The following is a 25,320-nucleotide window of genomic DNA, read 5'->3' as shown; positions in this document are numbered from 1 at the left end:
GGGGGTGACAGGACGGGCGGGCGGGGCTCAGCCCGTCGGACCGGGCCCCGAGCCGGGAACGGGCCCCGGTCTGGGCCCGTCACCCCCACGACCCGGACCCGCTCCCGCCTCCTCCTCCCGCAGCCCGAACCTCCCGTGCAGCCACCGCAGAGGCCGCGGCGCCCACCAGCTGGCCCGGCCCGCGAGCCGCATCGCGGCCGGTACGAGCACGGCCCGTACGAGCGTCGCGTCCACGACCACCGCCAGCGCGAGGCCGAAGCCCAGCAGTTTCAGCAGGGTGATCCCCGACGTGGCCAGGGCCGCCATCGCGATGGCCACGGCCAGCGCCGCCACCGTCACCAGCCGCCCGGTCTGCTCGATGCCACGCTCCACGGCGAGCCGGTTGTCGTCCGTGCGGCGGTACTCCTCCTGGATGCGGGAGAGCAGGAACACCTCGTAGTCCATGGACAGTCCGAAGGCCACGCAGAACACGAGCAGCAGCATGCAGGCGTCCACCGTGCCGGTCTGCGCGGACACCCCCAGCGCACCGGCCGCGTGGCCGTCCTGGAAGACCCACACCACCGCGCCGAAGCACGCGCCCAGGCTCAGCGCCCCCACCAGGACCGCCTTCACCGGGATCAGCACGCTGCCGGTGAAGAGGAACAGCAGCAGTGCCGTTGCCGTGCCGATCAGGGCCGCGGCGGCGCCCAGTGCGTCGCCCAACTCCCGCTGCGTGTCGGCGAACCGGGCCGCGTCGCCGCCGACCCACGCGGTGTGCGCGACGGGCGCGTCCCGCACCTCGCGTACGGTGTCGGCCGCCGTGTCCGACTCCGGCGACGCGTCGACGTGCAGCGACAGCCACGCACCCTCGGCCCCCGGCCCGGTCCCGGACCCGGTCGCGGACCGGGCCTCGGCGGTTCGCCGCCCCTCCCGGTACCGGTCACCCGTGCTCGCGGTCACCTCCGTGACGGCACCGGCCGTCGACAACCGCCGCGCATAGTCGCCCAGTTCATCCGCACCCGCCCTCTTCAAGTGGGGGAGGACCACGACGGCCGTCGTTCCCGACGCACCCGTGAACCCGTCCCTGATCTCCTCCACGACGGCGTGGGACTCGGCTGACCTGGGCAGCGTCCGCTCGTCGATCGGGCCCAGCGCGAGGTGTGCGACGGGTGTCGCGAGGAGGCAGAGGGCGGCGAGCGCCGTCGCACCCCACGCGACGGGCCTGCGGCACACGGCCCGCGCCGCACGACGCCAGCCGGGGCTGGACTCCCAGGGGTCCCCACCGGAACCGGCGGCGCCACCCCGAGGCAGTAGCCACGCGGCCGGGTCCCACCGTTCCAGGTACGCCCCCAGAAGCAGCAGCAGCGCCGGAAGCAGGATCAGCGCGACGAGTCCGGCGCACACCGTCACGACGATGCCCGCGCACGCCATCGAGCGCAGGAAGCCGACGGGGAAGACGAACAGCGCCGCCATCGCGAGCGCGATCGTCGCCACCGAGAAGCCGACGGCCCGGCCCGCCGTGCGCAGGCACACGGCCACGGCGTCCGGCGGCGCGAGGCCCTGGGCGATCTCGTGCCGGTAGCGGGTCAGGAGGAACAGGCAGTAGTCGACGGCGAGGCCGAACCCGAGCGCGGTGGTGAGGTTCGCGGAGAAGACGGAGAGGGACATGGCCGAGGACAGCGGCCTGAGCAGCGCCAGCGTGACGACCGAGGCGACGGCGGCCACGACCACGGGCAGAAAGGCGGCGACCAGGGAGCGGAAGGCGAAGACGAGGACGACGAAGACCAGGGGTGCGGTGAGGAGTTCGGCCCGTACGAGATCGTGCTCGCTGCCGTCGGTCGACTGAACGGCCGTCCATGCCGTGCCGGTCGCCCCGACCTCCAACTCGCCCTGTGTGCCCGTGAGTTGTGTGACGAGGGTGCGTGCCGTCTCCGTGCGTTCGGCGTCGGAGCCGGACAGTACGGCGGTCACGAGCGCGGCGTCGCCGTCGTCGGCGCGCTGGGTGCGGTCGCCCGTCGTCCAGTACGAGTGCGCCGACAGCACTCCGGGCGCGTCCCGCAGCCGCTCCGTCAGCTCCCGCCCGTCCCGTACGGCGCCGGGCGCGTCCACCCCGCGCCCGTCCTCGCGCCCGTCCTTGCCCGTGCGGGCGAGCAACGTCAGATGGGGCGGCCCCGCGTGGAAGCGCTCGGCCACGTGGGACTCGGCGCGCACGGCCTCCGTGCCCGACGCGTCGAAGCCCCCGCTGACGAGCCTGTCCCAAGTGCCGCCCGCCACCAGCGCGCACAGCACGGTGACCACGGCCACCAGCCCCGCGACGCCCCACGCCCGCCGCCGCGCCCTCCGCGCGGACCCGGACCCGGGCCCCGGCGGCCCGCCGTCAGGGCGCACGGCGCCGCGCCTTGCCCGTCCCGGCGTACGGGAAAGGCTGTATCGCGGGGCGAGCGGCCGTGCGCTGAGCGGATCCCGTACGGGAGCGGCGACGGGCGGCGGGCGAAGAACATCGGTTCATGGAGCCTGCGTTGCCGGTCGCGGACGACGGGATGCGCGAAGTCCCCCGTACGGGAGGCGCGACGGCGGCGTAAACCCCCCGATGGAGTGCTGACGGTTCGTCGCCGCGCGGCCACCCGACCGGTCGGCTACTGCCAGGTGCCGGGCTGAGGCACCGGCGCCGGGTCGGCGCGGACGACCACCACACCGGTGAGCTTGTCGGCGAACGTCTGGCTCTTGTCGTCCCACAGGGGCCACCACCAACCGAGCCCGAACAGCGGGTAGTTCAGGCACTGGAGCAGTCGGCGGCCGAAGGCGAGACCGATGCCGAGCGGCTGCTGCCCGTCGCGCTCGCGCATGGCCCGGATGCCGAGCACCCCCTTGCCCACCGTCTGCCCGGTCAGGCCCTCGCGCATCAACTGGAAGACCACGGCGACGATCATCGCCAGGATTCCGAGCCAGGACAGGATGTTCGCGACGACCTCGCCGCTCTCGCCCGAGCTTTCCTCGATGCCGATGGCGACGCCCATCAGCAGCCACATCGGTCCGAAGTTGATCGCCACGTCGAGCAGGAACGCGCCCGCACGCTGCCCCCAGCCCGCACGCGGAGGGAGCGGCGGCGCGAATGCGGACGCGTACGGGAGTCCGGGCTGCGGGGGCGCGTAGGGATACCCGTACGGCTGCGGCTGCGGTTGCTGCTGGGGCGGATAGCCGTACGGCGCCTGCGGCGGCGGACCGGGGTGGCTCACTGCGAACACTCCTCGCGGATGTCCCCTGACAGGGGAGGTTGCTGTAGGCGTCACAGACTATGAGGCGGCTCGCGGACGGAGATCTCCGCCCACACCGTCTTGCCGGGCGTCGTGGGCCCGACCGTCGTGACGGCCCACCGGTCCGCGAGCCGCGCGACGAGGTACAGCCCGCGCCCGCTCTCCGCGTCGGGCCCTGTGACCCTGCACGACGGCCGACGCTCGCCCCTCGTGTCCGTCACCTCGACGCGGATGTGGTCCTCCGTCGCGAGCAGGCAGAGCTGGAAGTCCCGCCCCGGCACGTGTCCGTGGCGCACCGCGTTCGCGCTCAGCTCGCCCGCGATGAGGGTTGCGGTCTCGTTGACCTCGGACCCTTGCGGATACCCCCACCCGTCGAGCCGCCGCGTCACCAGCCTGCGCGCGAGGCGCGCTCCACGCGGGGTGGACGTGAAGCGCATGGCGAAACGTTCCTTGACTACGGAGAGTTCAGGTTCTGGCCCGCATTCCGGATTCCGGAAGGAAATTGGTGCGTGATTTTCTGTCGTCATGCCTCCGAGCCTGTTGTCCCGTGCATAGCCTGACCAGGAATTCAGGGCGGACGAAGGCGCTTCGTACCCCCTAAGCGCGTTTCTTGGCCGGACTGACGGTCGTTACGCGGTGTGAAGGTGACGCCAACGAATCACGGAGGTACGGAGATGACGCAATCCGACCGACCGGAACCACCGGACGGGGACGGCTCCGCCGCCTTTCTGCGGTGCTTCGGCAAGCAGATGAAGCTGTTCCGCGAACAGGCGGGCCTGACCCAGCCGCAGTTGGGCGAGCAGGTGGGGTACGGCGCGGACCATGTGGCGTCCGTGGAACGGGGTCGCCGCATCCCCAAGCCGGAGATGATCGACGCGGTCGACGGCGTCGCCAAGGCGGGCGGGGTCCTCAGCGCGATGAAGGAGGAGGTCGCGCGTGCGCGGTACCCCGCGTTCTTCCGTGACGCGGCGCGGTTGGAGGCCGAAGCCGTTGAGCTGAGCGCGTACGACACCCACATCATCAACGGTCTGTTGCAGACCGAGGAGTACGCGAGGGCCGCATTCACCATGTGGCGCCCGTTGCTGGATGAGGACACGGTTGAGGAGAGGCTTGCAGCGCGAATGGCACGCCAGGCGCTGGTGAACCGGCATCCTGCGCCCATGCTGAGCTTCGTCATCGAGGAGCCTGTGTTGCGGCGCCCGATCGGCGGAAAGGGTGTGCTCCAGGGGCAGCTAAAGCAGTTGCTTCTCGTCGGGCGTCGACGCAACGTGGAAATCCAGGTTATGCCGCTCGATCGCGACGACCACGCGGGTATGGAGGGGCCCTTCACGCTTCTCGTTCCGAAGGGTGGTGAACAAGTTGCGTATATCGAAGGACAGGGGCGCAGTTCGACCGTCACTGCCCGGGAAGAAGTCCGCGCCATCGCCGCACGGTATGGGATCATCCGTGCACAGGCACTCACTCCGCGTGAGTCGTTGGCCTTCATCGAGAGATTGCTGGGAGAACTATGAGCGTCGAAGAGACGGTCGCAGCCGGACGTGAACTGGCTTGGTTCAAGTCGAGCTACAGCGGTGGCGATGGCGGCCAGTGCCTCGAAGTCGCCGTCGAGTGGCGGAAGAGCAGCTACAGCGGCGGGGAGGGTGGGGACTGCGTCGAGGTCGCCAACTGCCCCGGAACCGTTCACGTGCGGGACTCCAAGGACACGACGGGACCGGTGTTGTCCTTCGAGCCGTCACGTTGGGCCGACTTCGTCACGTACGCGACGCACCGCTGACGTCTCATGGGCCGGGTCAGTCTGGGCCCGGCCCATGAGGCTTCGTTGAGGCGCCGATGGGCCCGGCTGGCACGGGAGATGGAACGGGAAGGGCTGTGGCCTTCCCGCGCGCCGTGGATCAGACGGGCGATGTCCGACGCGCTGCCGCGCCACGCGTTCGCCCCCGAGAGGCTGTGGCGGTGGGACGGGTACGCGTATGTGCCCGTGGACCGGGAGGCGGACGAGGAGCGGTGGGCCGGAGAGGTCTACGGAGGCCCGTACGACCCGTCGGTCACGCAGGTGACCGATGGCATCGCGACCTCCAGCCTCTCCTGCCCCTCCGTGGTGGCGGACATGCTCGACTCGCTGCTCCTGGAGCCCGGCCACACCGTCCTCGAACTGGGCACGGCCACCGGCTGGAACGCGGCCCTCCTCGCCTCCCGCGCTGGCCCTGGCCGGGTGACCAGCGTGGAGATTGACGCCGATCTGGCCGCGGTGGCCCGCACCAACCTGGCCGAGGCGGGCGCGGACGTGTGTGTGGAGGTGGCGGACGGGGCGGGCGGGTGGGCCGACGGCGCACCGTACGACCGGCTGATCGCCACCTACGCGGTCGAGACCGTTCCGTGCTCGTGGGTGGCGCAGGTGAGACCGGGCGGGCGCATCGTCACCCCGTGGGGGCGGCTGGGGCACGTGGCCCTGACCGTCGCGGACGACGGTGCCTCCGCCACCGGGTGGGTGCAAGGACTGGCCGCCTTCATGCCCAGTCGTACCGTCGTCGTACCGGGCGACGCCGGAGTGGACTTCGACGCCCGCGTGGGCGGGAACGAGCGCCCCGTCGGGTGGGACATGGGGCAGTTGAGCGATGCGCACCTGCTGTTCGCGCTTCGGGTCGCGCTGTCCGACGTGCACATCACCGTCCTCGGCAGTGGCGACGAGTGGGAGGTCCGCCTCGTTGACGATGCGGGTTCCTGGGCTCGGGTGACGCCCGCCGCCGAAGGGGGCCTCGCACGGTACGGCGGCACCCGGCGCCTGATTGACGAGGTCGAACGGGCCTGGGACCAATGGTGCGCCCATGGTCGGCCCGAACTGTACGACTACGGCCTCACCGTCACCGATGAGGGCCGGGTGCAGTACGCGTGGGCCTGGGACCCGGCCGCCGGTCCTCGGTGGCCCCTGACTCCCCGCGCACGACGGCGACCCCGGCCCGTTCCCCGGGCTCCGGTGAGCTGACACTCTTGGACGGCACACGTTCCCACTGAACCCGAGCAGGCCCGTGACAGCGACCACTCGTGGCGGCGACCATTCGTCGCGTACGCGACGCATCGCTGACGCGTGGCGGTCCGCATGAGCACCGTTGCCGTGCGGCCGGCGGTGCCGGCCGACAGCGAGGTCTGCTTCCAGCTCCACAAGGCCGCCATGCGTGACTACGTCGCGGCGGTTGGGGCTGGAACGACGACGATCAACGCGCCTATCACGAGCGCGGGTTCGACCCCGGCCGATGGCAGATCATCACCGTCGACGGGGCCGACGCGGGCATATTGGTCGTCGAGTACCGCGCGACCGAGGTCTACCTGGGACGGATCGAACTTCACCCCCACTACCAGGGGCGAGGCATCGGCGCCCGGCTGATCCGGTCCCTGGTCGAAACCACGGCCCAGCGGCGCCAGCACCTCATCCTTGACGTGCTCGCGGTCAATACCCGTGCCCATGCCTTCTATCAGCGGCACGGCTTCCGGGAGGTCGCCCGGCACGGGGAGGAAAACAGGAAGATTCGCATGCGCTTCACCCAGCAGCGGACCAGCGAGTGAAGGTCGCTCGATCACGGGCCGAGTCTCCCCGGACCCGGCCCGTCCGCCCCCGTCGAGGCGATGACGCGGCCCGGTTCGTCGAGCCATACGTGCTGGTCGTCAGGCGTGACCGTGATTCCGGCGCGGTCACGCGGGGGACTGCCGTGTCGCCGCCACGTCCGCCAGGCGTGGAGGGCTTCGTCCCACAGGCGTCGGGGCCCGTACTGGGCGATGACGTACTCGTGCTGGCCCGGCACATGGTCGGCGGCTGCCCAGGAGGAGCGGTCGTCCGCGAGCAGCCACCACGTCACCTCGTCGCTGCCGTCCTCGGCCTCGATCTCCACATGCCAGGCGTCGGGCAGGAAGAGGCCGATCCAGAACTGTGCGTCGGCGTCGCGGGCGATCTCCAGCGGATCGACGGTCGTCCGCGTCTCCACCGCTTCCTCCTGATGGTGGAGGAAGTCGCGCAGGAAGCCGCGCGGCGGACGGGCGGTGCGCGAGCGCATGAAGGCCGGGTAGCCGGAGAAGCGGCCGTGTGCCTCGCCGTCGGAGACATCGAGCGCGGCGAACGAGTGGGAGAAGAAGCTCCCGCCCCAGGGTGCGACGATCCGGCCGCGGGGGACCTGTTCGACCCAGGCGTACGGGATCTCCGGCACCGTGTAGCTGGCGATGATCCGGTCGTACGGGGCGCCGTGCGGCCATCCGGCCGCTCCGTCGCCGCACACGACGTGCGGGCTGTACCCGGCAGCCCGCACGTTCTTCGCCGCCTGCTCGACCAGTACGGGATCCACGTCGACGGCGGTGACGTTGCCGGAGCCGAGCCGGTGCGCGAGCCATGCGGCTTGCAGGCCGGTGCCCGCGCCCACGTCCAGCACACGGTGCCCGTCGGCGACCTGGAGGAGGTCGAGCATCTCCAGCATCATCGACGGCATCGAACTGGAGGAGGTCGGCAGCCGGTACTCCCCATCTTCCGTGGGGCGACCGTCGTTTACCTGGGTGGTCAACGGCAGGTCACCGTAGACGGCCGTCAGCCACACGTCAGGACTCGCGTCGCGGGAGACGGTTCCGTGGGGCGTCTCGATGGTGTCGGGCAGGAACAACTCCCGCCGTACTGTGGTGACGCTCTCCTCCCACCCCTGGAGGGCCGCGCCCTTGTTCCGGAGGATTTCCAGCAGCCGTTCCGGGCTCGACACCGGCCCGCGCCCCTTACTTCTTCTCTTTCGGAACGGGCTTGTCCCACTTGCCGTCGCTCTCCTTGGGCGCCTGCTTCTTGTCGCCCTCGCTGCCGCCCTTGCCGTCATCGTGACGTCCCATGCTGGCCTCCTCTGCTGACCGCCCGCTTCCGAGGCCGCACATTACTGACTGTCGATGACTATGCATCAGAGCGCTACCGGCCGCCCTCGCGAGTCCGCCCCGTGAGCGCGTCCGCCCAGCCGCCCTGGATCATGGTCTGGAAGCGCCATTCTCCGCCCTGCTTCACCAGGACATCGGCGTACCGCATCCGTTGCGTGCTGTCCCCCACGGTCATCGTGGAGTCCGTGAAGACGAGGGCGAGGCTTCCGGAGAGGAAGTGCGGGGTGCGCTCGGAGGTGAAGTGGACCTCCTGGGCGGCGCTTTCGGGCATGACGGCCGTCATGGTGCGCACGTACTCCGCGCGGTCCCACTGGCCCGTCCACGCCTCGCCGTCGGCGCCGTCGGTCACCAGGTTCATGGGGAAGACCGCCATCGAGGCCATCGCCTCGACCTCGCCCCGCGCCGCGAGCGCGTCGTAGCGCGCGAACCACTCGTCCAGCGAGCGGCGGTCCTCTTCGGTCGGGGAGTACGGGGTGGTGGTGTCCTGCATCAGCGCCTCCAGGGGCTCTCGGGAGTCTCGGCACGAGTGGTCAAGTTTGACTAATGGCCTCAACGTAATGCCCGTCCCACTGTTGGTCAAACTTGATTAATCGCGCGGCGGGAGGGCGACGGTGAGGTCCAGTTCCACGCGCTGCGCGGGGAAGCCGAGCTGGGCGACGCCGAGCAGCGTGCTGGCCGTCGTGAACGCGCCCGCCAGCGGCGACGCGTTGAGCCGGTTCCATACGGCGGCCAGGACCGGCCGGTCGTCGCTGGCCACGTAGATGACGGACCGTACGACCTGCTCGGGGGACGCGCCGATCGCGGCGAGTGCGGTGAGCGCGTTCGCCGCCACCTGGTCGGCCTGCGCCTCGGGGTCGTCGGGTGCGACGACGTTGCCGTCCGCGTCGAGCGGGCACTGTCCGGCGAGGTATGCCGTCCGTCCCGTCTCCACGACGGTGATGTGGTGGTAGCCGGGGGTCGCGTGCAGCTCGGAGGGGTTGATGCGGGTGATGGCCGGTGCGGTGGGGCTCGTGGCGTTCGTGGAGTTCATGGGGGCAGCCTCCATGAACGTTCTCGCCGGTCGCCATCCGTTTTCGCGGCGCCGCCCCGCGCCGGGGGAGGGCCAGGGGGGCCGGGCCCGCGCCGGATCAGTACAGCTTCACGTCGGCGATCAGCGCGCGGTGGTCCGTACCGGGGAAGTCGAGGAAGCGGGTCTCCGTCGCGACGAGGCGCTTGCCGAGCAGTATGTGGTCGATCTGGGCGCCGAGCGGGGGCGCGGCGGGGCGGGGCCAGGTCGGGGTGCGCGACAGGCCCGTCTGGCGTGCCGCGTCCTGGAGGCCGGTGTCGAGGAGGTCACGGAACGCGGCGTGGTCCTGCGAGGCGTTGAAGTCCCCGGCGACGATGGTGGGTTCACCGGCGTGCGCCGCCGCGTACTCGCGGAGGCGGCCGAGCTCCTCGCGCCAGGTGACCATCGAGTCGGGCTTGGGCGGCACGGGGTGCGCGACCTGGAAGCGCACGGACCTGCCGTGGACGTCGGCGACCGCGCCCGGCATCGCCATGCGGCTGTCCACGGAACTCTCGCCGCGCAGCGGGTAGACGCTCAGCAGTGCCGAACCCTCCGACGTGCGGCCAGGGACGATGACGCGGTACGGGTACGCCTTGCGCACCTCCTCGGTGCGCAGCGCGTCGGCGCAGCGCGTGTCGCACTCCTGGACCGAGACGAACTGGGGGTGCTCCGTCAGCACCGTGTCCAGCAGCGGTTCCGTCGCGCCGCCGAACTGGAGGTTGGCGCTCAGCACGCGGAACCGCGCCTTCGCCGGGCTCTCGCCCGAGGCGGCCGGGGCGTCGGGCCCGTAGGGGAGCGTGAACCAGCCCGTCGCGACCAGCACGGTCACCGCCCACAGCGAGAGCAGGACGCGACGCGCGAGGATCGCGCACAGCAGCGCCAGCCAGCCGGGGGCGAGGAACCAGGGGAGGAAGGCGAGGAGCTGGGGTGCGGGCGTGGGGCCGTCGCCGTCCGAGGCGCGGATGGCGAGGAGCACGCTCAGTGCCGTCAGCAGCAGCGTGGCGAACAAGGCGAGGGGGCGGCGGAGACGGGCGCGGCGCGCCTTGGCGCGCTCGGGGTCGGGGTGCGTGCCGTCCGGGGTGGGGTGCGGCCCTTCCGCGGTGCGGTCGCGGTCGCCGTTGGGGTCGCCGTTGCCGTTGCCGTTGCCGTTGGCGTCGCGGTGCGGGTCCGGGCCTTCCGGGGCGTGCGCGGGCTCGGCCGTGGGCCGGGGCGGGCGGCGCGCGGACGTGCCGCGCTCGGCTCCGCGCCGCTCGTGATGCTCCTCTTCCCCCGTCAGCACACCACCGATGGTGCCTCATCGCGGCGCCGTACGGGCGGAAGCGGCGCCCGTACGGCCGGTTCCGCGCGCCCACGGGGCGCGATCCGGGCCCAGACACGGCCCGTGCACGGGCCCCGTGCCGGGTGCGACGCGCGGGGCGCGTCGGCAACACGCTGACGGCTGAGCCCGGAGGCACATCCCGACGGCACATTTTGCCCGGCCGGGGTATGGCGTGCGCGGGCGTGCCGCGAAGATGATGCACGGGCCGGGCCCGTACGCGGAACGACCCGCGACCGGGACCTGGAGCCGCGACCCTTGACGCCGCACCAGGAGGAGCGCGTGAACGCATCGTCCAGGCCGCCGAACCCGGCAGCCTCTTCCTCCTCCTCTGTCTCCGCCGACGACGACGCGTCCGCGCCGGGCGGCGGAACCCTGGGGGAGCGGCTGGACCTGGCCGTCGAACGGTTCCCCGAACGCGAGGCGCTGGTGGATGTGGCGGGCGGCCGGAGCTGGACGTGGGCCGAGTTCGCGCGCTACGTCGAACTCCTCGCCCTCGGCCTGCTCGGCAAGGCGGTGGCCAAGGGCGAGCGCGTCGGCGTGTGGGCGCCCAACTGCGGGGACTGTGCGCTGATCCAGTTCGCCGTGGCCCGCGTCGGCGCCGTGCTGGTCAGCGTGGACCCGTCGGGCGGCGCGGCGGGGCTGCGCGAGGCGCTGCAACGTTCCGGTACGGAGATCCTGTTCACGGTGGAGGCGTACGAGGACCACGTCGAGGAGGTGTGGGACGACTGCCCCGAGCTGCGCGACGTGTTCCCCTTCGGCGACGGCTGGTCCGAGCCCATGGACCTGGGCCTCCAGATCGGCGACCCGCGCCGGGTGGCCGAGCGCGAGGCGGAGCTGAGCGCGGAGGACCCGGTGGCCGTCCCCTACGGCACGGCGGAGACGGAGCCGCTCACCCACCGCGACCTCGTGAACGGGGCGCACGCGCTCGTCGGGAAGGCGGAGGACGCGGGCGCGGGCGCGGCGCGTGGCGGCCCGCTGGCCGAGCTGCCGCTCAGCCATCCGCTGGGCACGGCGCTGGAGTTGCTGGCGGCCGCGGAACACGGCGACCGCGTCGTCGTCCCACCCCCGCCCTCACCCCCGTCGCCGCCCCCGCCTGCAGGGCCCGCGCCCCTCGCGGACCAGTGACCCGCGCCGTGGCGCTCAGCTATGTCCGTGGCCCGGGCTCGGACGGGGAGCCCGGCGTCAGGCCGCAGAAGCCGGATGCGACGCGCTCCGCCGTCGCCGCGGCCCGTCGCCCCGTCGTCAGCACCCCGAGCAGCAGCACGGCGCCGCCGCAGCCGGTGATGATCCACCAGCCGAGCGTGTGCATCCCGGCCCCCACGGCGGCGCCGATGACCGCGACGCCCAGTGCCGAGCCGACCTGACGGCTGGTCGACGCGATCCCGGCCGCGACCCCCGCCTGGGAGCGCGGCATGCCGGAGACGGCGGAGTTGGTGATGGGCGCGTTGACCAGGCCGAAGCCGATGCCGAAGAGCACGTACGAGGCGAACAGCAGCGGGTCCGAGCCCTCCGCGTCGAACCCCGCGAACAGCACGCCGCTCGCCACGATCGCCACCCCCGCCAGCACCAGCGGCAGCCGGGCGCCACGGGTGCCGACCAGATGCCCGGACAGGGGCGCGAAGGCCGCCGTCATCACGGCCATGGGCAGCAGGTGCAGCCCGGCCTCCAGGGCCGACATGCCGCGGTCGTTCTGGAGGTAGAGGGTGTTCAGGAAGAGGAACCCGGCGAGCGCGGAGAAGGCCGTGACCGCCGTGAACGTGGCCCCGGTGAAGGGCACGCTGTGGAAGAAGCGGAGGTCGATCAGGGGCTCCTCGCGGCGCCGCTCGTAGAGCACCAGCGAGACCAGCGCGCACGCGCTGACGGCGAAGCAGCCCAGGATCAGCGGTGACGTCCAGCCGCCGCCGCTCGCCGAGCCGCCCTCGATGATGCCGAAGGTGAGCGTGCCCAGCGCCAGGATGACCAGCAGCTGGCCGACCGGGTCGATGCGGCGCGCCCTGGGCGCCCGCGACTCGGGCACGTAGCGCGCGGTGAGCACCAGCGCGGCCAGGCCGATGGGCAGGTTGAGCCAGAAGATCGAGCGCCAGCCGACGGAGGCGACCAGCGCGCCGCCCAGGATCGGCCCCGCCGCCATCGCGAGGCCCACGACGCCGCCCCACACGCCGATGGCGCGGGCCCGCTCGCGGGGCTCCGTGAAGGTGTTGGTGATGATCGACATGGCGACCGGGTTCAGCATCGAACCGCCGATGGCCTGCACCGCGCGGAAGGCGATCAGCCACCCCAGGCTCGGCGCGAGCGCGCACAGCAGCGACCCTGCCGTGAAGAGGGCCAGCCCGGTCTGGAAGATCCGGCGGCGGCCCACCCGGTCGGCCGTCGACCCGGCCAGCATCAGGAACGAGGCCAGGACCAGCGTGTACGCGTCGATCGTCCACTGGAGGCCCGAGACCGAGGCGTTCAGCTCCCGCTGGAGAGAGGGCAGGGCCACGTTCAGCGCCGTGTTGTCGAGGCTGACGATCAGCAGGCTCATGCAGCAGATCGCCAGCACCAGGAGCCGCCGCCGGTGCGAGAGCGCGGGCCCCGAACCGGAACCGGAGCCGGAACCGCCGCCGGGGTCTGTGCCCGTACCGGTACCCGTGCCCGGACCCGTGCCGGAAGTGCTGCTGGTGCGCGATGACATGTCCCCAGCATCCACCCTTCGACGCACACCTGCTGCTCAGGGGTGGTGCGCGGGGGCCCGCGAGTCGCACGATGTGCGGCAGCGACCGGCTGAAGCGACTGGCCGAGGGACGTGGCCCCGCGAAACGGACGCGCACCACCACGAGGAGGAGAGATGACGGCGACCACACCCCAGGCCACCGGGGCACACGGTGCCTTCCGCGCCGCACGGGACACCTTGCTGCGGCACAGGACGGACTACGAGGCGGCCCGCGCCGCCTTCTCCTGGCCCCGGATGGAGCACTTCAACTGGGCGCTGGACTGGTTCGACGCCGTGGCCGAGGGCAACGACCGCACCGCGCTGCACATCGTGGAGGAGGACGGGAGCGAGGGCCGCTTCAGCTTCGACGAGCTGCGCGCCCGCTCCAACCGCGTCGCCAACTGGCTGCGGGAGCGGGGCGTGCGCGCGGGCGACCGCGTCATCCTCATGCTCGGCAACCAGGTCGAGCTGTGGGAGACCCTGCTCGCCGTGATGAAGCTGCGCGCCGTCGTCATCCCGGCCACACCACTGCTGGGACCGGCGGACCTCGCCGACCGCGTGGGGCGCGGCCAGGCGCGGCACGTGATCGTACGGGCCGAGGACACCGGCAAGTTCGACGACGTGCCCGGCGACTACACCCGTATCGCGGTGGGCCCGCCCCTCGGGAACCCCGAGGGGCGGCAGCCGTGGCTGGCGTACGAGGACGCCTACCGCGCCCCCGCCACGTACGAGCCGGACGGCGTGACCCGCGCCGAGGACCCGCTGCTCCTCTACTTCACCTCGGGCACCACGGCCCAGCCCAAGCTCGTCGAGCACACCCATGTCTCGTATCCCGTAGGACACCTGTCCACCATGTACTGGATCGGGCTGCGCCCCGGGGACGTGCACCTCAACATCTCCTCACCCGGCTGGGCCAAGCACGCCTGGTCCAACTTCTTCGCGCCCTGGAACGCCGAGGCGACGATCTTCATCTACAACTACACACGCTTCGACGCCACCCGCCTCATGGACGAGATCGACCGCGCGGGCGTCACCAGCTTCTGCGCCCCGCCCACCGTGTGGCGCATGCTCATCCAGGCCGACCTGACCCGCCTGGCCAACGTTCCCCGCGAGGCCGTGGCCGCAGGCGAACCGCTCAACCCCGAGGTCATCGAGCATGTGCGCCGCACCTGGGGCGTCACCATCAGGGACGGCTTCGGCCAGACAGAGACCAGCGTCCAGGTCGCCAACTGCCCTGGCCAGCCGCTCAAGCCCGGCTCCATGGGGCGGCCGGTGCCGGGCTGCGCCGTCACCCTCGTGGACCCGGTCACCGGCGAGGCGGACGTGTCCGAGGGCGAGATCTGCCTCGACCTCTCGGCACGCGCCGTCGGCCTGATGACGGGCTACCACGGTGACGAGGAGCGCACGGCCGAGGCCATGGCCGGGGGCTACTACCGCACGGGGGACATCGGGTCGCGGGACGAGGACGGCTACATCACGTACGTGGGCAGAAGCGACGACGTATTTAAGGCTTCTGATTACAAGATTTCTCCGTTCGAGCTGGAGAGCGCCCTGCTGGAGCACGAGGCGGTCGCGGAGGCGGCGGTCGTGCCGTCGCCCGACCCGCTGCGGCTGGCGGTGCCGAAGGCGTACGTGGTGCTCAGCGACGGCTGGGAGCCCGGCCCCGAGACCGCGAAGGCCCTGTTCGCGCACTCCAGGGCGACGCTGGCGCCGTACAAGCGGGTGCGGGTGCTGGAGTTCGCGCCGCTGCCGAAGACGATCTCGGGCAAGATCCGCCGCGTCGAACTGCGGGGGCACGCGGCGGACTCGCCGGGGGAGGAGTACCGCGAGGAGTAGCGCGCGCCGGAGTCGCCCCGGACCCGGTGGACCTCTCGGCTCAGCCGCCGACGTCCGGGGCGCCGACGTCCTGGAGGCCGACCACGCGGAGCAGTTCGAGCCGCTCGTGGGACTCGCTGCCAGGACGGGCCGTGTAGAGGACGAGCCGCTGGTCGTGCACCGGGTTCAGCAGCACCTCGCAGTCCAGCTCCATCAGGCCGACGACGGGATGCTGGAAGCGCTTGACGGCGCTGCGGCGTACGGCGACCTCGTGGCCGTCCCACAGCGCCGCGAACTCCTCGCTCCTGGCGCGGAGTCGGCGCACGAGCCCCGCCAGTCGCGCGTCGTCGCGCCGCCGCGCGTACGCGGCGCGCAGATCCGCCACCGCGGCGCGCGCCGCACCGTCCCGGTCCTCGGGCGGGAAGAGCTCGCGCGCGGCGGGGTTGGTGAAGTAGCGCCAGACGGCGTTACGTTCGGCCGCCGGACGCGCCGAGGCGTCCCCGTGCAGCGCCTTGGCCAGCGCGTTCTGCGCGAGGACGTCGCCTCGGTCGTTCACCACCTGGGCGGGGCTGTCCGTCAGCCGGTCGAGGACGAGGAGCAGTCCGGGCCGTACGTGCTCCGTGTCCGCGCGGTCGCGGGGCGGCTCCTCACCGGCCAGATGGAAGAGGTGGTCGCGCTCGTCGCTCGTCAGCCGCAGTGCGCGGGCGACGGCGGCGAGCATCTGACGCGACGGGCGCGAGCCCCTGGCCTGCTCCAGCCGTGTGTAGTGGTCGGTGGACATGCCCGCCAGTTGCGCCACCTCCTCGCGCCGCAGCCCCGGGGTGCGGCGCCTGGCACCCTGCGGCAGTCCCACGGCGGCGGGGGTGAGGCGGGTGCGGCAGCGGCGCAGGAAGTCGGCCAGCTCGGTTCGGTCCACGCCCCCACCATGCCCCGGAGCGCCGGGCGCAGCCAGGGACCGCCGGTCCCTGGATGACCGCGTCTCTCCCGCCCGTATCCGCGCCGCCGCAGTCTGGAGCGGTGCTCGCCGCACACCGCACACCGGACACCGCACACCGCACCGGAAGCGGCGCCCGCCGCCGCACGGAGAAGGCAGGAAACCCATGCAGTACCGCACCCTCGGCCGTACCGGCATCAAGGTCAGCCCGTACGCGCTCGGCACCCTGATGTTCGCCACCTCCATCGGCAACCCCGACCCCGCCGACTCGGTCCGCGTCATCCACAAGGCGCTGGACGCGGGCATCAACTTCCTCGACACCGCCGACGTCTACGGCGACTCCGAGGACGTGGTGGGCAAGGCGCTCAAGGGACGCCGCGACCACGTCGTCCTCGCGACCAAGGTCAGCCGCCCGATGGGCGACGACCCCAACCAGCAGGGCACCTCGCGGCGCTGGATCGTCACGGCGGTCGAGAACTCGCTGCGCCGCCTGGGCACGGACCACATCGACCTCTACCAGATCCACAGGCCCGACCCCGAGACCGACGTCGAGGAGACGCTCTCCGCGCTCACCGACCTGATACGCAGCGGCAAAGTACGCGCGATCGGGACGTCCACGACGACCGCGTGCGACATCGTCGAGGCGCAGTGGACCGCCGAGCGGCGCGGCCTGGAGCGGTTCCGCACCGAGCAGCCGCCGTACTCGCTGATCAGCCGCGGCATCGAGCGCGAGATGCTGCCCGTCGCGCAGCGCTACGGAATGGGCACGCTCGTGTGGGGCCCGCTGGCGCAGGGGCTGCTGTCAGGACGTGTCCGCAAGGGCGGACGGAACGAGCTGGTCCGCGCCGGTTTCCTCCGGCACCTCAACGACGAGCGCCGACTGGACGCCGTCGAACGGCTCATCCCGCTCGCCAAGGAGGCTGGCATGCCGCTGACCCACCTCGCCGTGGCGTTCACGCTCGCACATCCCGGCGTGACGAGCGCCATCATCGGGCCGCGCACCATGGAGCATCTCGACGACCTGCTCGCCGGCGCGGACGTCGCGCTCAGCGACGAACTCCTCGACCGCATCGACGAGATCGTGCCGCCCGGCACCGACGTCGGCACGCTCGACCAGGACCCGGTGTCCCCGGCCCTGCTGAGCCCGGACCTGCGCCGCCGTCCCGTCGCGGAACGCGCCGCCGCCTGACGCCGCGTACCCGGGCGCCGGAGCCCCGCTACAGCCGGCGCCGCAGGGCCTCGCGCCACTCGCGGACGATCTCCTCCGCGTCGAAGGGCACCAGGTTGTGGGGCGGCCCGGCGGGCGGGGTCCTGATCGCCTCGGCGATCTTCTCGTTGATCTCCGCCACGATCCGGCGCACCTCGCGCTCGGTCCTGGCCGAAGCGGCGGCGGCCCGCGCGTCGTCGGCCTCCTTGCGCAGGGCGAGGGAGGGCGGGAGGTACGAGAGGCTCTCGCGGACCATCTTCTCGCGCAGCCACCACTGTTCGTCGTAGGGCGCCCGCTCGCCCGCGAGGGGCTTGCCAGCGCCGGGGAGATCGTCGAAGGCGCCGCGCTCGGTGGCCTCGCGGATCTGCCGGTCCACCCAGGATTCGAAGCTGACACCGGGTGGTTTGCGCTCGGTCACGCTGCTCTCCTCCCCGGCCTCTACGGCCGCTGCGACCTCCTTCTCAGTGTGCCCTACGACCACCTCACGCGGTCGCCCTGATGAGGTCGTCGGCCGGGTCGTTCACGGGCTGCGGTGCGCCCGTCAGGTCCAGCACGAAGAGGGGGAGGGACAGCTCGTCGGCGCGGGCGCGGGCGTCGCGCGCGTAGCCCGCGAGGGAGAAGCAGACGGCGATGGCGGACTCGTTGAGCCCGTTCAGCCAGAGGGTCTCTATCTCGCGCAGCGACGTCGGCGAGGTCGTCGGATCGACGTGGGCGACCACGCCGGGCCCGCGCAGGTCGACGCCGGAAGCGGGCCGCTTGTCCGCCACCCGCACGTCCTCGAAGCCGAGCCAGCGAAGATACTGCGCCGACGCGGTCTTCGCGTCCTGCGCCGTGCGGATCGTGACGGGCCGGAACGCGGGCCGGGGCCTGGGCGGCAGCGGCGTCCGCACCGGCGCGGGCGCCGGGGACGACGGGGACGCCGGGGCCGGGGGAGAGGCGCGCAGCCGGGCGTGGTCGACGGGGAGCCTGAGCGTCGCCCCGCACTCGCACCCCAGCTCGGGCTGCGGCCACTCCTCCGAAGAGCCGCACGCGGGGCACCGCACCCGCACCCAGGAACCCGCCCACGTGCGGTGCTCCACCTGGACGGGCACACCACCGCGCAGCAGCGGCAGCGCCACGGGCGCTCCGCAGGCGCACGGATACACCGGCGCCGCGTAGGTGTGCTCGCGACGGCATACGGGGCACCGTACGGGCACGCTCTCGGCCATGTTCTCGGCTCCTGGGACGCAGACGACGGGCGGACCGACACGTCAATCGTCCCTGACCGGGTGGGCCTCGTGTGGCGGAACCGGCGAGTACGCGAGGTATGTGTCTTCCGGAAGCGGAGGCCGGTCGGGCGCGGGCGTGCCCGGACAGCACAAGGCCCCGCACCACCGGCCACCCCTCATCACTGGGCCGGCGGTACGGGGCTGCGCATCGGGCCGACCTCCCAATCGGCCCGCGCGCGGTCTGCGGCGCCCGCTCGGGCGCCCTGCTCAGGCGCCCTCGCTCAGGCGTCGCGCAGCTCGCGCACCGCTTCCTCGACGCGCTTGCCGTACTCGGTGTCGGCGGCGGCGAAGTGCGCGATGTTCTTCTCGACGATGTCGTCGCGGCTCACCTGCGAGAGGCCGCCCGCGATGTTCGCGATCAGGCGCCCCTTCTCGTCCTCGGACATCAGCCGGTACAGCTCACCGGCCTGGAAGAAGTCGTCGTCCTTGGTGTGCGCGGGTGCCTCGTGGGTGCCGGTGTGGCCGGTGAGGAGGCGCGGCGCGGACAGCGGCCTGCCGCTCTCGGCGGGCCCGTCGAAGGAGTTGGGCTCGTAGTTCTTGGCGCGGCGCGCGTAGGCGTTGGCCGCCATGAGCCCGTCGCGCCCGTAGTTGGCGGCGACGGTGGCCTTCGGCGCGTTGACCGCGAGCTGGGTGTGGTTGACGCCGAGCCGGTAGCGGTGCGCGTCCGCGTAGGCGAACAGGCGGCCCTGGAGCATCTTGTCGGGGGACGGGCCGATGCCGGGCACGAAGTTGTTCGGCGAGAACGCGGACTGCTCGACCTCCGCGAAGACGTTGTCCGGGTTGCGGTCGAGCACGAGGCGGCCCACGCGCTGGAGCGGGTAGTCCGCGTGCGGCCACACCTTGGTGAGGTCGAAGGGGTTGAAGCGGTAGTCGTCGGCCTCGGCGGCGGGCATGAGCTGCACGTACAGCGTCCAGGACGGGTACACACCGCGCTCGATGGACTGGAGCAGGTCGGTCTGGTGGCTGTTGGGGTCGCTGCCCGACAGCTCGGCGCCCTGCTCGCTGCTGAGGCAGCGCACACCCTGGTTGGTCTTGAAGTGGTACTTCACGAAGAAGGCTTCGCCCTCGGCGTTCGTCCACTGGTAGGTGTGCGAGCCGTAGCCGTTCATGTGGCGGTAGCTGGCGGGGATGCCGCGGTCGCCCATGAGCCAGGTGACCTGGTGGGTGGCCTCGGGCGAGTGGGCCCAGAAGTCCCACACGTTCTCGGGCTCCTGCTTGCCGGTGAACGGGTCGCGCTTCTGCGAGTGGATGAAGTCGGGGAACTTCAGCGGGTCCTTGATGAAGAAGACCGGGGTGTTGTTGCCGACGAGGTCGTAGTTGCCCTCCTCGGTGTAGAACTTCAGCGCGAAGCCCCGCGGGTCGCGGGCCGCGTCCGGGCCGCCGAGGCTGTCGGCGACGGTGGAGAAGCGGATGAAGGTCTCGGTGCGGCGGCCGACCTCGCCCAGGAAGTGCGCGTGGGTGTAGTCGGAGACGTCGTCCGTCACCTCGAAGTAGCCGTACGCACCCGAGCCGCGGGCGTGGACGACGCGCTCCGGGATGCGCTCGCGGTTGAAGCGGGCGAGCTTCTCCAGCAGGTGCTGGTCCTGGAGGAGCAAGGGGCCACCGACGCCGGCGGTGGCGGAGTTCTGGTTGTCGGCGACCGGGGCGCCTGACTCAGTCGTCAGCGTGGGCTTCGACATGGTGACCTTTCGTGCGAGGCATACGGAAGACGGTTTCCGCATGTTGGAGCGTAGAGTCGGCCTCAGGGGCCGTCAACAGTTTGTTGAAGTTGATCGGTGCGGCGGGAAGCCACAGGAAGCCAGGGGCCTCCCGCCGCACCGGGCGTCCCGTGCGGACGCCTGTCGGAGCGGGCGCGCGGCGGCTCAGGACAGGGGTGCGATGGCCGTGGGGGCGTGGCCGGGCTCCGTCGCCAGGTCCTCGAACTCGTTCACGCTCGCGATGTCGCTGCCGCTCATCGAGATGTTCGTGACCCGCTCCAGGATGGCCTCGACGACCACGGGCACCCGGTACTCGGCGGCCAGCTTCTTGGCCTCCTTGAAGGCGGGCAGCAGCGCGTCCGGCTCGGTCACCCGCAGCGCCTTGCAGCCCAGACCCTCGACGACCCTGACGTGGTCCACGCCGTAGACGCCCAGCTCGGGAGCGTTGATGTTCTCGAAGGAGAGCTGGACCTGGTAGTCCATGTCGAAGTTCCGCTGCGCCTGACGGATCAGGCCCAGGTACGAGTTGTTCACCAGGACGTGGACGTAGGGGATGTTGAACTGCGCCCCCACCGCCAGCTCCTCCAGCATGAACTGGAAGTCGTAGTCGCCGGAGAGCGCGACGACCGTCGCGTCCGGGTCGGCCGTCGCCACCCCCAGTGCGGCGGGCACGGTCCAGCCGAGCGGGCCCGCCTGGCCGCAGTTGATCCAGTGGCGCGGCCGGTAGACGTGCAGAAACTGAGCCCCCGCGATCTGGGAGAGGCCGATCGTCGACACGTAGCGCGTCTCGGGACCGAAGGCGCGGTTCATCTCCTCGTAGACGCGCTGCGGCTTGATCGGCACGTCGTCGAAGTGCGTACGCCGCTGGAGCGTGGCCTTGCGCTCCCGGGCCGAGGCGGCCCAGGCGGAGCGGTCCGGCAGCGTGCCCGCCGCCTTCTGCTCGCGGGCGATCTCCACGAAGAGCCTCAGCGCGGCCCCGGCGTCCGAGGCGATGCCGTAGTCCGGGGCGAAGATCTTGCCGAGCTGGGTCGGCTCGATGTCCACGTGGACGAAGGTGCGGCCCTCGGTGTACTTCGCGAGCTGCCCCGTGTGGCGGTTGGCCCAGCGGTTGCCGATGCCCAGGACGAAGTCCGACTCCAGGAACGTGGCGTTGCCGTAGCGGTGCGAGGTCTGGAGGCCGACCATGCCCGCGTTCAGCTCGTGGTCGTCGCCGATGACGCCCCAGCCCATCAGGGTCGGGATGACGGGGATGCCCGTCAGCTCGGCGAACTCCACCAGCAGCTCCGAGGCGTCCGCGTTGATCACGCCGCCACCGGCGACGATCAGCGGGCGTTCGGCGGCGGCCAGCATGGCCAGGGCCTTCTCGGCCTGCTTGCGGGTCGCGGCGGGCTTGTGCGGGGTCAGCGGCTCGTACGTCTCCGGATCGAACTCGATCTCGGTCATCTGCACGTCCAGCGGCAGGTCGATGAGGACCGGCCCTGGACGTCCCGAGCGCATCAGATGGAACGCCTCCTGGAAGACCCCGGGCACCTGCGCCGCCTCCAGGACCGTCGTCGCCTTCTTGGTGACGGGCGCGGCGATGGACGCGATGTCGACGGCCTGGAAGTCCTCCTTGTGGATCACGGCGGTGGGCGCCTGGCCCGTGATGCACAGGATCGGGATCGAGTCGCCCGTCGCCGAGTACAGGCCGGTGATCATGTCGGTGCCCGCCGGGCCCGAGGTGCCGATGCAGACACCGATGTTGCCCGGCTCGGTACGGGTGTAGCCCTCGGCCATGTGGGACGCGCCCTCGACGTGGCGGGCCAGCGTGTGCGCGATGCCGCCACTGGCGCGCAGCGCCGCGTAGAACGGGTTGATCGCGGCACCGGGAACGCCGAACGCGGTGTCCACACCTTCACGCTTGAGGATCTCAACTGCCGCTCGGGCAGCGGTCATTCGAGGCATTGGATGCTCCAGATAAGACAGGCGGCCGTACGGCCGCCTGGCACGGGCGGAGGAGAGCGGGAGGAGAACGCGGCGGGAGGAAGGCGCGAGGGGTATGCGGCGCGCGGGGTGGGGCGCGAGGGATGAGGGGGTATCCGGGCGGCGGCGCCTGGGCGCGACAGGACAGGTGTCAGCGCCGCCGCCCGGACGGGTGGGGGAGGGGACGGCCCGGGTCCCCCTGGAGCGGGCCGCCCCCTCGGACTGCCCGGGGCTCAAGGCCCCGGACCGGGCCGGGCCCCAGGCACCGGGGGCCCGGCCGCTCAGGCGGCGGGCGTGCCGCCCGAGAGCCGCTCGACGCCGCGCAGCAGCGCGGAGTGGTCGAGACCGCCGTCGCCCTGGGCGCGCAGCGAGGCGACCAGGCTGGCCACCAGCGAGCCGACGGGCAGGGCCGAGCCCACCGCGCGGGCCGCGTCGGTGACGATGCCCATGTCCTTGTGGTGCAGGTCGATGCGGAAGCCCGGCTGGAAGTCGCGCTTCTTGAAGTTCTCCTTCTTGCGGTCCAGCACCGTGGAACCGGCCAGGCCGCCCGCGAGGACGTCGAGCGCCGCGTCGAGGTCCACACCGGACTTCTCCAGGAAGACCACGGCCTCGGCGCACGCCTGGATGTTGGTGGCGACGATCAACTGGTTGGCGGCCTTCACCGTCTGGCCCGAGCCGTGCGGCCCGCACAGGATGATGGTCCTGCCCAGTGCGTCGAAGACGGGCTTCACACGGTCGAAGTCGGACTGCGCGCCGCCGACCATGATCGACAGCACGCCCTCGACGGCCCCGGCCTCGCCGCCGGACACCGGCGCGTCCAGCACCTTGAGGTCCTTGCCCGCGGCCGCCGCGGCCTCGGCCACCGAGATGGAGGTCTGCGGCGTGATGGAGGACATGTCGATGAGGGTGGCGCCCTGCTTGGCGTGCGCGATGACGCCGTCCTCGGTGAGGTAGACCTGCTTCACCTGCGGGTCGGCCGGAACCATCGTGATCACGACGTCGGCGTCCCCGACCGCCTCGGCGATCGACGGGGCCGACTTGCCGCCCTTCTCGGCGAGCCGCTTGAGCTTCGCCGGCTCCAGGGTGTGGCCGGTGACCTCGTACCCGGCCTTCAGCAGGTTCTCCGCCATCGGGGAGCCCATGATGCCCAGGCCGATCCAGGCGATCTTCGGAAGGTTGCTGCTCATGAGGGTGGGTTGCCTTTCAGGACGGTGCCGGACCGTTCGGGGCCCGGGAGGGGATACGCGGACGGGGTACGGGCGCGGCGTGGACGCGGTACGGGTACGGGGGCGGCTCGTCGCCGCTCCGGTCACGCCGAGCGCAGCGGCGCGGGCAGCCAGTCGAAGGAACCGGCGCTCGGCCGGTCGCCCGGCTTGTACTCCAGGCCGATCCAGCCGTCGTAGCCCGCCTTCGCGAGACGGCCCAGCAGATCGGTGAAGTCCAGCTCACCGGTGCCGGGGGCGCCACGGCCCGGGTTGTCCGCGATCTGCACATGAGCGGTCTTGTCCGTGTAGGAGTCGATGACCTGGTGCAGGTTCTCGCCGTTCATGGACAGGTGGTACAGGTCCATGAGGAACTTGGCGTTGCCGAGCCCCGTCGCCTCGTTGACCCGGTCCACGACCTCGACGGCCTTCGGGGCGCTGACCAGCGGATACGCGGGCGACTCGGGCGCGTTCAGCGCCTCGACGAGCACCACGGCGCCGATCCGGTCGGCCGCGTGGGCCGCGCGCACCAGGTTCTCCAGCGCCAGCTCGTCCTGCTCGGCCTCGGAGACACCCTCGACACGGTTGCCGTAGAGGGCGTTCAGGGCCTTGCAGCCCATCGACCCGGCGAAGTCGGCCGCCACGTCGATGTTCCGCCGGAACCTCGCCGACTCCTCGCCGGGCACCGAGAGCGCGCCCCGGTCAGGGCCTGGAAGCTGCCCCGCGTAGAAGTTGAGCCCCGTCAGCCGCGTCCCCGCGTCGTTCAGCGCGGCACGCAGCGCGTCCAGCTCGGACTGCTCGGGTACGGGCGCGTCGACCCAGGGCCACCACAGCTCGACGGCGGAGAACCCGGCCGCGGCGGCGGCAGCGGGACGCTCCAGGAGCGGCAGTTCGGTGAAGAGGATCGACAGGTTGACGGTGAAGCGGTGTTCGGTGCTGCCGATTTCCGCGAGGGGGGCCACTGCGATCGTGCTCCCTTCCGTGTCGTCCGGTATCTGTATTCCGTATTGTGGAAGTAGCTTTCTACTTGATGGAAGAGTGCTACTGGTCCCCGTGAGCTGTCAAGAGGGTTCGCCGGGTTTTCGGGGATGCCGCAGTTCAGACGGGTCGCGTAGGTTGGCGGCGTGCGATTGCGAGTGGAGTTCACGACAGAACCGTTCGACCTCGACGAGGCTCCGCGGCACGCGGTGGTGGCCCGCGAGATCGTCCAGGGAGCCGAGCTGGACGCGGTCGACGTCGGGCCCTTCGGCAACACGGCCGAGGGCGCGTCCGACGAGGTGCTGGCCGCCGTCGCCGACCTGCTCCGCGAGTCGCTCCGCGCCGGTGCGACACGGGTGTCGCTCCAGGTCAACGTCCTGGACGGGGAGGGGGACTCGTGACCGACGCGGGGGCTGCGGGGGACGCGTTCGTGGACGCGGTGAAACCGCTGGTGGACGCGATGGGCGGGGAGATGGTCGCGCCCGGCCAGGCGCAGGGCGACGACGTGGTGCTGACGTGGCAGGGCGAGGACGTGATCGCGGTGCGGCTGCCGCACCTGTCCGACTCCCTCGACCACATCCTGGCCGAGCTGGAGCGGCGGCACGGGATGCCGTTGGCCGAGCTGGACCGGAAGACGAAGCAGTCCGTGGTGCGGATTCTGGAGACGCGGGGTGCGTTCTCGGTACGCCACGGTGTGGAGACGGTGGCCGGTGCGCTGGGCGTCAGCCGCTTCACGGTCTACAACTACCTGAACCGCGCCAACGCGGAGTAGTTCTGGAAACGCAGGGTTGCCCCTACGCGCTGGTGTGCTCCTTCACGGGGTGCGGGGTGAAGGTCACACGGGGTGCGTGTTTCTCGTGGGGGTGCGCCTGGTGTGGGTGCCCCTTGGGGGGTTCGTTCGCGTGTGGCGGGCCGGTGGCACGGGTTGTGCCCACCCGTCCCGCCCGCGGGACGATTGCCCACAACATTTTTGGCGCCGTCGCCAGTGGGGGCGTCGCTGGGTGCGCCTTGGGGTTTCGTCGCCGGGTGCGGGCCGGTGGCTGCGGCGCGGCGTGTGGACCGGTTGTTCGCGGCTT

At 71.8% G+C, this 25,320-nt stretch carries 24 protein-coding genes; 8 read left to right on the top strand and 16 right to left on the bottom strand.

The genetic code is table 11. From position 1 onward, the window contains the following. Positions 1–27: 27 nt before the first annotated feature. From ACYVOO_RS22390 to ACYVOO_RS22380, 3 genes are all read right to left on the bottom strand, one after another. Positions 28–2,367, bottom strand: a complete 2,340-nt coding sequence (locus ACYVOO_RS22390; RefSeq protein ID WP_461017458.1) for an MMPL family transporter — start codon at positions 2,365–2,367, stop codon at positions 28–30. Positions 2,368–2,615: 248 nt separating this feature from the next. Next, on the bottom strand, positions 2,616–3,215 hold the full coding sequence (locus ACYVOO_RS22385) for an RDD family protein (protein WP_461017457.1): 600 nt from the start codon (positions 3,213–3,215) through the stop codon (positions 2,616–2,618). Positions 3,216–3,265: 50 nt separating this feature from the next. Continuing rightward, positions 3,266–3,670: an ATP-binding protein gene (locus ACYVOO_RS22380; protein WP_461017456.1), complete on the bottom strand. Its 405-nt coding sequence runs from the start codon at positions 3,668–3,670 to the stop codon at positions 3,266–3,268. 237 nt (positions 3,671–3,907) lie between these two features. Here ACYVOO_RS22380 and ACYVOO_RS22375 point away from each other — a divergent pair, with 237 nt between their 5' ends. The 3 genes from ACYVOO_RS22375 (at position 3,908) to ACYVOO_RS22365 (ending at position 6,216) form a co-directional block, all read left to right on the top strand. Next, entirely contained in the window at positions 3,908–4,744 is an 837-nt protein-coding gene (locus tag ACYVOO_RS22375; RefSeq protein ID WP_461017455.1) for a helix-turn-helix domain-containing protein, read from the top strand. Further along, positions 4,741–5,007, top strand: a complete 267-nt coding sequence (locus ACYVOO_RS22370) for a DUF397 domain-containing protein (RefSeq protein WP_461017454.1) — start codon at positions 4,741–4,743, stop codon at positions 5,005–5,007. The genes ACYVOO_RS22375 and ACYVOO_RS22370 overlap by 4 nt, the downstream gene beginning before the upstream one ends. Positions 5,008–5,136: 129 nt before the next feature. After that, complete coding sequence (locus ACYVOO_RS22365) at positions 5,137–6,216, top strand: methyltransferase domain-containing protein (RefSeq protein ID WP_461017453.1); 1,080 nt, start codon at positions 5,137–5,139, stop codon at positions 6,214–6,216. A gap of 194 nt (positions 6,217–6,410) precedes the next feature. On the opposite strand, the gene ACYVOO_RS22360 is transcribed toward ACYVOO_RS22365, so the two are convergent. The 5 genes from ACYVOO_RS22360 to ACYVOO_RS22340 form a co-directional block, all read right to left on the bottom strand. Next, entirely contained in the window at positions 6,411–6,809 is a 399-nt protein-coding gene (locus tag ACYVOO_RS22360) for a hypothetical protein (RefSeq protein ID WP_461017452.1), read from the bottom strand. After that, positions 6,806–7,966 (bottom strand): methyltransferase domain-containing protein, encoded by a 1,161-nt coding sequence (locus tag ACYVOO_RS22355; RefSeq protein ID WP_461017451.1) that lies wholly within the window; start codon positions 7,964–7,966, stop codon positions 6,806–6,808. The genes ACYVOO_RS22360 and ACYVOO_RS22355 overlap by 4 nt, the downstream gene beginning before the upstream one ends. Positions 7,967–8,160: 194 nt before the next feature. Further along, positions 8,161–8,616 carry a Cif family virulence factor gene (locus ACYVOO_RS22350; protein ID WP_461017450.1) on the bottom strand — a complete coding sequence of 152 codons (456 nt, stop codon included), beginning with the start codon at positions 8,614–8,616 and terminating at the stop codon, positions 8,161–8,163. 96 nt (positions 8,617–8,712) lie between these two features. Continuing rightward, positions 8,713–9,156 (bottom strand): RidA family protein, encoded by a 444-nt coding sequence (locus ACYVOO_RS22345; RefSeq protein WP_461017449.1) that lies wholly within the window; start codon positions 9,154–9,156, stop codon positions 8,713–8,715. 97 nt (positions 9,157–9,253) lie between these two features. Beyond that, complete coding sequence (locus tag ACYVOO_RS22340; RefSeq protein WP_461017448.1) at positions 9,254–10,450, bottom strand: endonuclease/exonuclease/phosphatase family protein; 1,197 nt, start codon at positions 10,448–10,450, stop codon at positions 9,254–9,256. A gap of 318 nt (positions 10,451–10,768) precedes the next feature. On the opposite strand from ACYVOO_RS22340, the gene ACYVOO_RS22335 reads away from it, so the two are divergent. Continuing rightward, on the top strand, positions 10,769–11,614 hold the full coding sequence (locus ACYVOO_RS22335; RefSeq protein WP_461017447.1) for an AMP-binding protein: 846 nt from the start codon (positions 10,769–10,771) through the stop codon (positions 11,612–11,614). Between the two features lie 19 nt (positions 11,615–11,633). On the opposite strand, the gene ACYVOO_RS22330 is transcribed toward ACYVOO_RS22335, so the two are convergent. Continuing rightward, on the bottom strand, positions 11,634–13,013 hold the full coding sequence (locus tag ACYVOO_RS22330) for an MFS transporter (protein ID WP_461017492.1): 1,380 nt from the start codon (positions 13,011–13,013) through the stop codon (positions 11,634–11,636). Between the two features lie 303 nt (positions 13,014–13,316). Here ACYVOO_RS22330 and ACYVOO_RS22325 point away from each other — a divergent pair, with 303 nt between their 5' ends. Beyond that, positions 13,317–15,017: an AMP-binding protein gene (locus tag ACYVOO_RS22325; RefSeq protein WP_461017446.1), complete on the top strand. Its 1,701-nt coding sequence runs from the start codon at positions 13,317–13,319 to the stop codon at positions 15,015–15,017. Positions 15,018–15,057: 40 nt separating this feature from the next. Here ACYVOO_RS22325 and ACYVOO_RS22320 read toward each other — a convergent pair whose 3' ends face one another. After that, a complete protein-coding gene (locus ACYVOO_RS22320) occupies positions 15,058–15,912 on the bottom strand; it encodes a helix-turn-helix transcriptional regulator (protein WP_461017445.1) in 855 nt (284 codons plus the stop codon). Positions 15,913–16,096: 184 nt separating this feature from the next. Here ACYVOO_RS22320 and ACYVOO_RS22315 point away from each other — a divergent pair, with 184 nt between their 5' ends. Further along, on the top strand, positions 16,097–17,119 hold the full coding sequence (locus ACYVOO_RS22315) for an aldo/keto reductase (protein WP_461017444.1): 1,023 nt from the start codon (positions 16,097–16,099) through the stop codon (positions 17,117–17,119). A 28-nt stretch (positions 17,120–17,147) separates the two neighbouring features. Here the strand turns inward: ACYVOO_RS22315 and ACYVOO_RS22310 are convergent, their stop codons facing one another. The 6 genes from ACYVOO_RS22310 to ACYVOO_RS22285 form a co-directional block, all read right to left on the bottom strand. Then, positions 17,148–17,555: a DnaJ family domain-containing protein gene (locus ACYVOO_RS22310; RefSeq protein WP_461017443.1), complete on the bottom strand. Its 408-nt coding sequence runs from the start codon at positions 17,553–17,555 to the stop codon at positions 17,148–17,150. 64 nt (positions 17,556–17,619) lie between these two features. Next, on the bottom strand, positions 17,620–18,345 hold the full coding sequence (locus ACYVOO_RS22305; RefSeq protein WP_461017442.1) for a hypothetical protein: 726 nt from the start codon (positions 18,343–18,345) through the stop codon (positions 17,620–17,622). Between the two features lie 281 nt (positions 18,346–18,626). Next, positions 18,627–20,084 carry a catalase gene (locus tag ACYVOO_RS22300; protein WP_461017441.1) on the bottom strand — a complete coding sequence of 486 codons (1,458 nt, stop codon included), beginning with the start codon at positions 20,082–20,084 and terminating at the stop codon, positions 18,627–18,629. Positions 20,085–20,267: 183 nt separating this feature from the next. Further along, positions 20,268–22,046 (bottom strand): glyoxylate carboligase, encoded by a 1,779-nt coding sequence (gene gcl, locus ACYVOO_RS22295; protein WP_461017440.1) that lies wholly within the window; start codon positions 22,044–22,046, stop codon positions 20,268–20,270. Between the two features lie 299 nt (positions 22,047–22,345). Continuing rightward, entirely contained in the window at positions 22,346–23,251 is a 906-nt protein-coding gene (locus tag ACYVOO_RS22290; RefSeq protein ID WP_461017439.1) for a 2-hydroxy-3-oxopropionate reductase, read from the bottom strand. 122 nt (positions 23,252–23,373) lie between these two features. Further along, entirely contained in the window at positions 23,374–24,228 is an 855-nt protein-coding gene (locus ACYVOO_RS22285; RefSeq protein ID WP_461017438.1) for a TIM barrel protein, read from the bottom strand. A gap of 162 nt (positions 24,229–24,390) precedes the next feature. Between ACYVOO_RS22285 and ACYVOO_RS22280 the strand changes: the two genes are divergently transcribed. Next, the gene (locus ACYVOO_RS22280) at positions 24,391–24,645 is read left to right on the top strand and encodes a YkoF family thiamine-binding protein (protein WP_461017437.1); all 255 of its coding nucleotides are present in this window, start codon (positions 24,391–24,393) and stop codon (positions 24,643–24,645) included. A 59-nt stretch (positions 24,646–24,704) separates the two neighbouring features. After that, positions 24,705–25,016 (top strand): helix-turn-helix domain-containing protein, encoded by a 312-nt coding sequence (locus tag ACYVOO_RS22275; RefSeq protein WP_453344689.1) that lies wholly within the window; start codon positions 24,705–24,707, stop codon positions 25,014–25,016. Positions 25,017–25,320: the final 304 nt, after the last annotated feature.

The sequence above is a fragment of the Streptomyces daliensis genome, from assembly GCF_054782395.1.
The sequence above is the reverse complement of the archived record's forward strand: the minus strand, read 5'-3'. Positions and strand labels throughout refer to the sequence as shown.